This window comes from Aeribacillus composti (assembly GCF_031760945.1).
GTDB lineage: Bacteria > Bacillota > Bacilli > Bacillales > Aeribacillaceae > Aeribacillus > Aeribacillus composti.
Genome location: NZ_CP134501.1, coordinates 2,069,776 through 2,082,630, shown reverse-complemented (window position 1 = coordinate 2,082,630; position 12,855 = coordinate 2,069,776). Strand labels below are relative to the sequence as shown.

At 39.9% G+C, this 12,855-nt stretch carries 6 protein-coding genes and 1 pseudogene; 5 read left to right on the top strand and 2 right to left on the bottom strand.

Annotation, left to right across the window (positions count from 1 at the left end; translation table 11 throughout):
• Window positions 1-127 precede the first annotated feature (127 nt).
• Window positions 128-1,347 (bottom strand): annotated as a pseudogene (locus RI196_RS10060) (IS3 family transposase); the annotation flags it as partial.
• A gap of 292 nt (window positions 1,348-1,639) precedes the next feature.
• Here RI196_RS10060 and RI196_RS10055 point away from each other — a divergent pair.
• The 4 genes from RI196_RS10055 to RI196_RS10040 all read left to right on the top strand — a co-directional run bounded on the left by RI196_RS10055 (window position 1,640) and on the right by RI196_RS10040 (window position 7,442).
• Window positions 1,640-2,656: a LacI family DNA-binding transcriptional regulator gene (locus tag RI196_RS10055; protein ID WP_311066181.1), complete on the top strand. Its 1,017-nt coding sequence runs from the start codon at window positions 1,640-1,642 to the stop codon at window positions 2,654-2,656.
• Window positions 2,657-2,671: 15 nt separating this feature from the next.
• Window positions 2,672-4,216, top strand: a complete 1,545-nt coding sequence (gene gntK, locus RI196_RS10050) for a gluconokinase (protein WP_311066180.1) — start codon at window positions 2,672-2,674, stop codon at window positions 4,214-4,216.
• 49 nt (window positions 4,217-4,265) lie between these two features.
• Entirely contained in the window at window positions 4,266-5,615 is a 1,350-nt protein-coding gene (locus RI196_RS10045; RefSeq protein ID WP_130157838.1) for a GntP family permease, read from the top strand.
• Window positions 5,616-7,187: 1,572 nt separating this feature from the next.
• Complete coding sequence (locus tag RI196_RS10040) at window positions 7,188-7,442, top strand: hypothetical protein (RefSeq protein ID WP_311066179.1); 255 nt, start codon at window positions 7,188-7,190, stop codon at window positions 7,440-7,442.
• Between the two features lie 1,295 nt (window positions 7,443-8,737).
• Here the strand turns inward: RI196_RS10040 and RI196_RS10035 are convergent.
• Window positions 8,738-9,643 (bottom strand): DUF262 domain-containing protein, encoded by a 906-nt coding sequence (locus tag RI196_RS10035; RefSeq protein WP_311066178.1) that lies wholly within the window; start codon window positions 9,641-9,643, stop codon window positions 8,738-8,740.
• A 333-nt stretch (window positions 9,644-9,976) separates the two neighbouring features.
• Between RI196_RS10035 and RI196_RS10030 the strand changes: the two genes are divergently transcribed.
• Window positions 9,977-12,850 carry an SNF2-related protein gene (locus RI196_RS10030; RefSeq protein ID WP_311066177.1) on the top strand — a complete coding sequence of 958 codons (2,874 nt, stop codon included), beginning with the start codon at window positions 9,977-9,979 and terminating at the stop codon, window positions 12,848-12,850.
• Window positions 12,851-12,855: the final 5 nt, after the last annotated feature.

Sequence of the window (12,855 nt, the reverse complement as noted above, 5' to 3'; positions counted from 1 at the left end):
TCTGGTATACCAATATCAACCTTTAGACCCAGTTTATTACATGTACCAATACTGGGTTTCTTCAGTATTGCCTTTTTTCGGATCATCGGACAAGGGAATTTCCAATTTCTATGATTTTTCACCTTGACATATTACCGCAGGACTTAAGGTACAGTAATTCAGACTTTAATAAGCCAAAGAAATTCTCCATGACCGCATTATCCAAACAATTTCCTTTACGCGACATGCTTTGGGCAATCCCTCGTTCTTTTAATGTGTGTTGATACTTTTTCATTTGATAATGTCAACCTTGATCGGAATGGAGGATGGGGGCGTCTCCTTCTTTTAAACAGTCAAAAGCTTTGTCCAACATTTTGGAAACAAGCGAATAAACAGGCCGACTTTCTATGTTGTAAGCGATAATTTCTCCGTTGTATAAATCTAGAATTGGGGATAAATATAGCTTCTCCCCATGCAAATGGAATTCTGTCACATCTGTCACCCATTTCTCATTTGGTTTCGATGCGTGAAAGTCACGCCCTAAAATATTAATCGCAATGTTCCCCACTTGCCCACGATAGGAGCGATACTTTTTCATGCGGACAAGACATTTTAATCCCATTTCATTCATTAGGCGCCGGACTGTTTTATGATTGATTTTTAACCCTTGATTACGTAATTCTAATGTGATACGACGGTATCCATACCTTCCTTGATGTTCCTCAAAAATTTCCTTCATCCATTCCTTCATTTCCTTATATTTATCTGGACGATTCATTTGTTTGACCCAGTAATAATACGTACTGCGCGCAATGCCAGCGACCTTTACTAGATCGGTGGCTTTAAATTCATGCCTAAATTCAAAGATGATTTGCGCTTTGTCTTGTTCTGTAATTTTTCCTTTTCTTGAAGTAACTTTTTTAAGTAAGCATACTCCATACGTAAACGCTCATTTTCAGCTAATAATGCTTCTTGTGACCCTTCTACTCGTTGAGATTTCTTTGTTTCTTTTTTCATGGATGGACGCTCCTTTTTCTTTGGTTGAAGAGCGTCCATCCCTTGTGTTTCGAATAAATGCCTCCAATTCCACACCGTGCTCGAGGAAGGGATGTTAAATCGGGCAGAGGTTTCTTCGATAGACGCTCCTGTTTCGTTCATATAGTTGATTACGTCCATTTTAAACTCCATGGAGTAATTTGTATACATTTTTTGAAATGCTTCTGATCCATGTTCTCTGTACTTAGCCACCCATTTTTTTAACATCGATACACTTACATGATACTTTTGTGCGGTTACCTTAAAGGAATCTACCTCTTCAAGATAAGCCCTAACTGCAGCTAATTTAGTTTCTAAACTGTATTTAGTCATATAAAAACTGTACCTCCAATGGTTAGTTGTGTCTAACAATTGGGGTGCAGTTCAAACCCGGCTCTCTTTTTTATCGTTTTTGTCGGTGAACTCCGGTTTAATACCTTGATTTTTCATCTAAAAATTTAAGCAGTTTCTAACGATGTATGGGATGGCAATTTCCTTATCTCTGATTGGCTAAAGGTGAAATAGGGATTGTAAAACGCTTTCAATTATTGTATGATGGTACTAAACCGGTTTATGAAAACGCTTATAAATACTAAATCGATTTAGTAATGAAAGAGGGATCCCTTTGAAGAAAGTTACGATGGCTGACGTCGCAAAGTTGGCGGATGTCTCGAAAAGCACCGTGTCGCAATATTTAAATAAACGCTATGAATATATGAGCGAGGAAACGAGAAAACGAATTGCCATGGCGATTAAGGAATTGGGATATCAACCGAATTTTATCGCCCGCAGCTTAAAACAGAAAACAACGATGACAATCGGAGTGATCGTCTTCAACATTATGCATATGCTTACGACGCAAGTGCTGCATGCGATTGAGGAAGAGTGCCAAGAGCGGGGTTTCCATGTTATCGTCTCTAATTCCGATGATGATCCGGAGAAAGAAAAGAAATATATTGAGATGCTGCGGGCAAAACAAGTCGATGGTTTGATTATTTTTCCAACAGGAAAAAACGCTGATATATATCAAAAATTAATTGAAGAACGGTTTCCGCTTGTGTTTGTCGATCGGATGGTTCCGGAGGTCAAAGCGGACGCAGTTCTGCTTGATAATCAAAAGGCTGCTGAATTGGCGGTCGAATATTTTGCTGAGCGTGGTTACGAACACATCGGAATTGTCACTCCGCCGCTTGTTTCCCATATCGTTCCGAGGATGGAGCGCATTGAAGGATTTCGGCAAGCGTTAGTAAAAAAGGGACTTCCAGTTGTTGACGATTATTTTATCACAACGGAGATCCCGCGTATTCAAAAAGAATTGACAAGGTTGTATGAATCCGGACGCTTGCCGGAAGCATTGTTTGCGATCAATGATTTAACATTGATGGAAGTTTTGTATTTTATTAAAGGAAATCATATTAATACTCCTGACGAATTGGCGATCATCAGCATTGACGATGTGCCGTTTGCCCATGTTTATACGCCGACGTTGACGACGATCTCGCAGCCGACGTTTGCCATGGGGAAAAAAGCGGCAGAACGGCTTTTTTTGCAAATCGAAAAAAAAAGCGAGCATCAACCGCAAGTTTTTCGTTTTTCGCCTACGTTTATCGAACGAGGATCGGTAAAGGAAAAAACATCATAGAAAGAGGGAGCAGACATGGAAGCAAAACAACCAGTTGTAATTGGTGTCGATATCGGAACGACGAGCACAAAAGCGGTGGCGTTTGGCGAACAGGGGCGGACGCTAGCCTCCCACGCAATTGATTATCCAATAATACAGCAGCATCCAGGCTGGGCGGAGCAGGATCCGGAGGAGATTTTCGCAGCTGTTGTGAAAACTGTAAACGCTGTTATTTCTAAGTTAAAAATTCCTTCTAGCCAAGTGAAGGCGATCGGATTCAGCGCGGCGATGCATTCATTAATGGCGCTTGATGTATCAGGACGCCCGCTTACCCGCTGCATTATTTGGGCCGATAACCGCAGTGTCGAACAAGCGGAGCGGCTTTTGGATGAATTAAGCGGCATAAGCATTTACAAACGGACTGGAACCCCGATTCATCCGATGTCCCCGCTTCCGAAATTGCTTTGGCTGAAAGAGGAACAGCCTGATTTATTCCGTCAGACGCACAAATTTGTATCGATGAAAGAATATGTGCTTTATCAATTATATGGCCAATATGTTGTCGACTATTCGATCGCTTCAGCAACGGGTCTGTTCCGCTTAGATACGCTTGATTGGGATGAGGATGTTCTTAAACTTCTCGGAATGACAAGAGCGCAGTTATCGAGCTTGGTGCCAACGACGCACATATTGCGGGGGATGAGGAAAGAATGGGCTGAGCAAATGGGCTTGGATCCGAACGTCCCTGTCGTTGTCGGAGCTAGTGACGGGGTGCTCGCTAATGTCGGCGTCGGAGCGATTTTGCCCGGGGAGGCGGCGGTTACGATTGGAACAAGTGGCGCGGTGCGGACGATTTCCCCAATTCAAAAAACAGATGAAAAAGGGCGGACGTTTTGTTATGCGCTTACACCAAATCATTGGGTCGTTGGCGGGCCGACGAACAATGGCGGTATTTTGCTGCGTTGGCTTCGTGACGAATTTGGCAGCCCAGAGCGCGAAGTGGCGAAAAGGCTCGGCATTGATCCATATGAACTGCTGACAAAGTACGCTGAAAGAGTTCCAGCAGGTTCAGAAGGATTGCTGTTTCTTCCGTTTTTGTCTGGCGAACGTGCACCGTACTGGAACGCGAACGCAAGAGGGACTTTTTTCGGCATCAGCCTCCGTCATAAGCGGGAGCATTTTATTCGCGCGGTGATGGAAGGGGTATGTATGAGCGTCTTTTCTGTCGCTCTGGCGATTCGCGATGTCACAGGGCCGCTGTCGGAAATCCGCGTATCTGGCGGTTTTGCGAAATCTCCGTTTTGGCGGCAAATGCTTGCCGATATGATGGGAAAAGAGCTGTTAGTACCGGAAACGCACGAGGCGTCTGCGCTAGGCGCTGCAGCATTGGCATTGTATGCGCTTGGCGATATTCCTTCGCTTGATACGGTGAAAACGTGGATTCATATTTTATCACGCCATGTGCCAAATGAAGAAAATACGCTTATTTATTCCGAACTATTTGATATATATACACGATTATATGATCGCTTAAAGGATGAGTTTGATGTGATTGCTTCTTTCCAGCGTAGAAATGGATAGCTACTAAATCGGTTTAGTTCACATCAAACAGAAAAGAGGAGGAATGGAAATGGGAATCGCGATTGTTATTGCTGCGATTGTTGTGTTATTGCTGCTCATCACGGTTGCGAAAATGCATCCGTTTGTCGCTTTGATTTTGACATCCGTTGGTGTAGGGCTGGCAATGGGAATGCCGCTGATCGCACCGTCGCCGGAAACGCCGGGAATTATTGATTCGATTAAAGCAGGTCTTGGCAATACGCTTGGCTTTTTGGCGATCGTATTGGCGCTTGGAACGATGCTTGGAAAAATGATGGCGGAGTCCGGAGGCGCTGAACGCATTGCGAAAACATTGATTGACCGTTTTGGCCAAAAACGCGTCCATTGGGCAATGATGGTCGTCGCATTTTTAGTGGGGATCCCAGTATTTTTCCAAGTAGGATTCGTGCTATTAATTCCGCTTGTGTTTACCATTGCAATGGAAACAGGAATTTCGCTTGTGACAATTGGTATTCCGCTTGTTGCCGGATTATCTGTCGTGCATGGACTTGTTCCGCCGCATCCGGCTGCGATGGCTGCCGTCGGCATTTTTAAAGCCGATGTCGGGACAACAATTCTTTATTCGCTTATTGTCGGGCTGCCGACAGCCATTATCGCCGGACCGTTGTTTGGAAAATGGATCGGGTCGCGCATGTATAAACAAGTGCCTGGTGAAATCGCCGAGCAGCTTGTACAGCATAAAGAAAAGAAAGACCTCCCTGGCTTTGGCAACACGTTATTTACGATTCTGCTTCCGGTTATTTTAATGCTGGTTGCTTCCATAGCTAATGTTACGCTGGATCAAGCGTCGGAAGCATCGAAAGTGTTGCGCTTTATCGGGGATCCGATCATCGCGCTTTTGATCGCGACGATTTATTCGTTCTTTAGCCTTGGCTACGCTCGAGGATTCAATCGCGATAAAGTATTAAAATTTGCCAATGACTGCCTTGGTCCTGTCGCAAATATTTTGCTTGTCATCGGAGCTGGCGGGGCGTTCAATAAGGTGTTGCTTGATTCTGGCATTGGCGACCAAATCGCAGACTGGGCTACACATTCGCAAATGTCTCCGCTGCTGTTAGGTTGGGGAATTGCCGCGCTCATTCGGATTGCGACAGGTTCTGCGACGGTATCGATGATGACAGCGGCAGGCATTGTTGCCCCAATTGCCGCCAGCATTCCTGGCACGAACGCTGAATTGCTTGTATTAGCGACAGGAGCGGGATCACTCATTTTATCGCACGTCAACGACTCCGGCTTCTGGATGATCAAAGAGTATTTCGGCATGACCGTCAAAGAAACGTTGATGACATGGACCGCAATGGAGACAATTATTTCTGTCGTCGCTTTTGCGCTGATTGCGTTGCTGGATTTATTAGTGTAAGATATAAAAAATGTCAGGCGCTTTCGCAAAACCCTGTCAAGTGGGCATTTCCGACTGAGATCGAATAACAATGCTGTAATAGTCACTTGCACATAACTCTGTCAAGCAGATATTAAAAAAAGAGTATATGAAGCTGCGGCCTTTTCTCGATACTCAACCGGGGAAAGGCCGTTATTTTTTCTTGGAAACGACTGTAATGGTAAAAAATGAATATATTCTTCAATCGAATTACAAGCCTTAAAGAATCACACATTTATTTTTTTTGATCATCAAACTAACCCAGCAGGAAATTGCGTAAGGACTTCTAAAAGCGTGAGACTAATCGCTCGCTGAATCGTATAAAAAAGGAGATGCCGTCAAAACTATGTGTTTTTTGTTCATCTAAATGTAAAAAGCAGGTGAATATGCGAAATTAGAAGAACGGAACATTCGTTAAAAATTCGTCCAACGAAATAAAATTTAGAAGTTGTATTTGATAGAGCATTTTTATTTAGGTTCAAAAGAAAAATCCTTGGACTATTGTTTATTGCTATTATATTTTTCGAATAAATTCGTCCACAGAATAATAGAACACTGCACGAATAACTGCATAAATCAGTAATTCAGGAGGAGACTGTAATGCAAATATAGATTTAGAAAGACAGTATACAATTGCTTGGACTAATAGTCGATTTTCTTTTTTCGTAATACTTTTTTACTTAAAATTTCAGAGAGGATTGATGCGGATACCCCATATAACAAAACAATGAAAGATACATAGAAGCAGCAGATAAAAATATAGGAAATATTTACATCCTGAATCTAGGGATTAGACAGATCGTTATCAGTACTGATACCAACAAATATGTTGTGAGATTTCTAAATAAAAATGCTTTCATTCATACTACACGACCTTTTTCATGTTTATCCATCGATTTTAATACAATGTAAATTAGCAGTAAATGGCAGTTTTATAGAGATTTTATGTTAAGCAGCGATGGATAAATGAATGCGGAGTTGAAAAATATTAAAATATATAGTCCTGTTTGTTTGGACAACTCTTTTTTTGTATGTATACGATATGATTATGCCGAAAAATTTTTTATACATCTTGATAGGAATACCTGTTTTATTAGTAAGTTCATTTTTTCTTTTGAAAATTTTTAATGAGAATCGAGCAAACGATTGAGTTTTAAATATCGACATTTTGAAATTCAAAGGATAAGAATGTAATTTAATTACGGTTCTATGTCAATTGTTTTGGCGATCATTATTGGACGAAAAGAAGCCGGACGTAAAACTCCTGCCTTCTTGACCACAAGGCGACTACAAAAATTTAATGACATTCGAGCTATTAAGGACGATACAAAATGGCTACGGCTAACGATCACAAGCGCAATTATTGTGTAAGTGATCGGAGGAGTCGTAGCTATTATTTTTGCTGCATTGAAGTAAGTGTTTAGTGACGGAAAAAATCGTGCGGTAGACAAGTAACTAATTTGTTGAATTGCTATGCTTCTGCTGTTTCTCTTGCCCTAGGTCTTGAATACACTAATGTTGGAGCAATGACAATTAGAAAGGAGAGATGTTTAAATGGAAGTTATTCTATCAATTGAGTTCACTGCATATGTGGCATTAGCCGTTTTGCTGTACGCAATCCGTCAAGCAACCAATCTTTCGAATCGCTACATTCCGATTGTCGCAGTTGTACTTGGCGTTGCTTTCTCTATTTTTGAAGCCAGCGCTTTCTCATTTGAGGTTTTAGTAAAAGGATTAAAATATGCCTTGTATGGGATCGGATCCGTCGCTGCAATCAAATATGCTCTTGAAAAGACAACGGAGAAATAATGGCAGACATAAATTCGGGGCGGCTGGTTGGAAAAGTATAAAGTGTTTCCTTTCTTGACAGCTGCATAAGCGTACTTGAATCAGTTCGAGGAACAAGCGGTTTGGCCGGAAATGGTAACAACCAGATGGTTCGTTTTTCGGGCAACACCATCACAATGCCAACCAAAGAATATAAAGGTTTTGTTGTCAATGTGAAGTTAAAAAGTACGAAATCTGGGCAGGAAGCGTCGAACATCTAGACGCTTTTTTGTTGATAATAAACGTTGCAAAGCTGAACTTGGTGAAAAAGATTATGTTTAAACCGTAAAGAAGTTAACGCTGCCGGCTATGTATGCGCCTGAGCGGACGAGTTGACCCAAAAATGCTTGAGAAATATTGTTCATATAATTTTTGGATTTCACAATCAATTCTTGTATAAATTTACATCTGGTGTATAATCAATTTGAGATTCAAAGGCAATCACCATATTACAAAATCAATAGATCAAAATGTTCCAAAGAAAGAAGAGATCGAGAAAAAGCTGGTGGAATATTGTCTATGATACAGAAGCAGCAGTAAAAAGCATTCTGGAAAAAACACGGATTTAAACAAATTTGAATTGTCGATCTGCAGACAAACGTTATGTTTTAAAAATAATGAAATTTGTCGTCGACCTCCAATCGTGCAAAAAACCTGGGGGATCGACGACTCTTTCAAATCTCCATTGAGCCCGCACAAATTAAAGGATTGATAAAATATAACTCCTTCGTTAAAATGAAAATAACCAATCAACCATTTAAAACGAAATGCTTATTTAACAACATTTTCTGGGGTTTTTATCTTAACTATGAGGAATTGAAACTGGCGATAAAAAAGACGCGAATGAGTGCGGCGTTGGTTTTTATCTTAACTATGAGGAATTGAAACCCGAACCGGTCACCCAGTCATGACCGTTCCATTCGTGTTTTTATCTTAACTATGAGGAATTGAAACATTTTACATTGACAGTGTTTTCTGACTTCAGCACAACATGTTGATTCTTCTATTTTAATGACTAGGATGATGAAATTTTGCTTGACATCCTCTAGGAAAGTACTAATAGTCGAAAAATTGGAGTGCAATATCACTTGGCTATATGGGGTATTCCCTCATTACAATCACGTAGTGGGGTAAAGGCCCCATAATCATTTCATCATAAATAAGTGGTATGTCAACACTAAACTAGACAATTTTTTGAGGTGTTTCTCTTTGTACTCCACCGGGCTTAAATACCCAATTGACGGTGGAGAAGGAGAAAGCGTACATGGTGAATTTGGTCATAAAGATGTTTTTCCAGACATGTTTTCTAAAATACTATCGTATTCATCCTTAAGGTTTCCCGCGCCTTTTCGCTTTTGTAAAATCATACGGATATGTGAAAATAATTCATTAAACTGTTCACGACCAAGCGCACTTTCAATATCTTCCCATTTTTCTGTGTAGATTTCTTGCTCGCTTTCAGGAATTTTACCGATAATTTTAGCTTTTAAAATATCAGTAACCATTAAATCAAGTCCACGGTCGTTTAAAACAGTAAAGATACGAAAGGCAGAGTCAAAATTCGGTGTGGACACAATAACCATATAGCATAGCGTAGCAATGACACTCGGTAACGTTTTCAAAGTAGATTCATCAAGGTCGTTAAAACGCTCTAAATAAAATAGCGCATTATCCCTAATTAATGCTTGACTGTCTGTTTTTACAGGGGTTTGTTTTGTTAGTTTTGTAATTCCATCGCGCTCTTGAATGTATTTTTTAAAAAAGTCATTGTCTTTCTTACGTAAACGAAGACGATATGTATCTTCAATTTTACGAATTCGGCTACCGCGCTGAACAATAAGTTCGTCAATTTCATTCGCATATTCTTCTGGTAAATAACTGCGAAGAGCAGATAATAAGATAGTTAAAGTCGTTAAACGCTGCTGCCCATCCAATACTTCTGCCTCTGGTTTCTCCCCTTTTACAAGGACAATGCTTCCAAGAAAATAAGGTTCCGGGATTTGCTCAATATTTTTTTCAGTGATTCCGTGATGTTCAATGAACTCAAGTAAATCATCTAATAACTCTCCTGCTTGCTCAGTAGTCCAAGAGTAAGGTCTTTGAACAGAAGGAATGGTAAATAAAAAATCATCACTAAATACTTTATGTAGCGGCATTTCTTGAGCGTTCAGAGGGGTGTGCATCTATTTTCATCCTTTCTTTTCTTTCATAAACTTTAATGAGAGTTAATTAGTTTTTCGTCTCCTAATATATTGTAATATTTTCTTAGCTGTTGATGCGAGAAAAAATCACTCATTGCTCCCATATTATAAATAATATGGAATGGATTGAAACGAACATGTAACTTTCTTCTTGTCAACAATCGAGAATAATAGCGAGAAGAATTTGAGACTAAAAAACATTGCCATAGTTTGTCGAATGTCTGTTGTTGTAAAATGATGTCGAGTATAATGGAAGTATATACTATGTTCGGTAGCGTAAGTAATAGTGGGATTTACATTTGGGAGGTCTAATGAGTGACAACACCATATCAAAGCAAATACTTTGCTTATGAATTAACGAAACAAAATTCCTCACATTCGATAGGGCGGTTAAGTCAATCGCTCATTAATGCGACGGTTGATTTAAACCCACATCAGGTGGAAGCCGCTTTATTCGCCTTTCGTGCTCCATTAGAGAGGGGAGCGATCTTAGCTGATGAAGTAGGATTAGGAAAAACAATTGAAGCGGGACTTATTATTAGTCAATTGTGGGCAGAAAGAAAGCGGAATATTCTTATTATCGTGCCACCTCCACTAAGAAAACAATGGAATCAAGAGCTTTGGGAAAAATTTTATATCCCCTCGATTATTCTAGAAAGTAAAAATTTCAACGAGATGGTACGTTCTGGTCATCGGAATCCTTTCTTACAACAAGATCAAATTGTTATCACTTCGTATCAATACGCTCGAAATAAAGCGGATATGCTACAAAAAGTAAATTGGGATTTAATTGTCTTTGACGAAGCGCATCGTATGCGGAATGTGTATAAAAAATCAAATAAAACCGGACGTACATTACGAGCAGCAACAGCTGGCTATCCAAAAATCTTATTGACGGCAACACCATTACAAAACTCTTTAATGGAATTGTACGGGCTTATTAGTTTTATCGATCCTCATATTTTTGGAGATGAAACAACGTTTAGACGTCAGTTTGCCCGCGGTACGAAAGAAATGTCGGAAATAGATTTTATTGATTTAAAACAACGTATTAAACCTGTTTGCCATCGTACGTTAAGACGGCAAGTTACCGAGTATGTGAATTATACACAGCGTATTCCGATTACTCAGGAGTTTATGCCAACGAAAGCCGAATGGGAACTGTACGAAAAAGTCTCCGCATACTTACAGAGAGACAGACTCTTTGCTTTACCAACAAGCCAAAGGGCATTAATGACATTAGTTGTCCGGAAATTGCTGGCATCTTCTTCCTTTGCTATTTCTGACACATTGCTTTCTTTAATTAAACGACTTGAGCAGTTGTTAGTGGAACTAGAGCGAGGAAAAACAGAAATAGCCGCAGAGCATTCGGACGTTTACGCAGATGTTGATGAATTTGACGATACAATGGAAGAGTGGAGAGAAGAGGAACAGCCATCATACATACGTGAATTATCGTTAGCTGAAATGAAACATCTTGTCCAAAAAGAAAAACAAGAATTAGAAGAATATTATTCACTAGCGAAGTCGATTAAAGAAAATTCAAAAGCGGAAGCATTGTTAATTGCACTTGAAAAAGGATTTGAAAAATTAAGAATGTTAGGTGCAAACGAAAAGGCGGTCATCTTTACCGAATCACGGCGAACGCAAGCTTATTTGCGTGAATTTCTCGAGCGTAACGGTTACACTGGCAAGATTGTATTATTTAATGGAGAAAACCAGGATGAACAGGCGAAGCAAATTTATGAACAATGGCTGGAAAAACATCAACACGATGATAAAATTACCGGCTCAAAAACAGCCGATATGCGTGCAGCCCTTGTTGAATATTTCAAAGAACAAGCATCGATTATGATTGCGACAGAGTCGGCATCAGAAGGGATTAACCTGCAATTTTGCAGTTTAGTCGTTAACTATGATTTACCTTGGAATCCACAGCGGATTGAACAGCGGATCGGACGTTGTCACCGTTACGGTCAAAAGCATGATGTCGTTGTGATTAACTTCTTAAACCATAAAAATGAAGCTGATAAAAAAGTGTATGAAATTCTCTCAGAAAAATTCCGCTTGTTTGAAGGAGTGTTTGGTTCTTCAGATGAGGTACTAGGGTCGTTAGAATCTGGTGTCGATTTTGAAAAACGAATTCAACAAATCTATCAAACTTGCCGCACCGCAGAAGAAATTGAACAAGCATTTAAAAAATTACAAGCGGAGCTGGATGAGCAAATTCAATTAAAAATGAAAGAAACACGTATGCATTTATTGGAAAATTTTGATGATGAGGTCAGAGAGAAGTTACGAGACCATTATCATCAAACAAGCTTACATCTCAATCGTATGGAACGCTACCTTTGGAATTTATCAAAATACGAAGGTGCGAAGGAAGCAACGTTTGATGATGAAACATTGAGTTTTGTCAAAGATCATGAAACATATCAAATGATCTCGCAAGCGAAAAAGCAAGAAAGAGAGAACGTCCATCACTATCGTTTTTCTCATCCGCTTGCACAAAAATGGATTGAGCAGGCAAAGAAGCGAAAACTTATACCAAAAGAAATTACATTCCGTTATTCTGATTACGAAGGGAAAGTGAGTATTTTAGAACGCTTGATCGGAAAAGAAGGATGGCTATCGTTAGACTTGCTTCATGTCGAATCGCTGGAAAATGAACAGCATCTTATTTTTTCAGCGATTGATTTAGAAGGAGAGCAACTCGATCAAGAAATGTGCGAAAAAATGTTTGAACTTCCTGCTGTTGAAGGGGAAGAGATTGAGCTTTCCGAGTCGATTTACAATACGCTTCGCCGGATTAGCGAAGGGCAACAAGAAGCAATTTTAAATGAAATTATGGAGAGAGCATCTGCTTATCTTGATTCTGAATTAGAAAAGCTGGAAAAATGGTCGCAAGACTTGAAAAATAAGCTCGAAAAAGATATAGATGAGATGACAGTTGAAATTGAACATTTAAAAAGAGAAGCAAAACTGACGCGCAATCTAGCAGAAAAGCTTGAAATGAACAAGCAAATTAAGGAACTCGAAAAGAAGCGAAACGAGATGCGGCGAAATCTCTATGACCAGCAGGATGAAATTGATGCACAAAAAGATCGGCTATTTGAAGAAGTAGAGAAAAGGCTAGAACAGCGTACCTCAACAGAACATCTCTTTACGATAAAATGGAGAATCGTGTAACAATA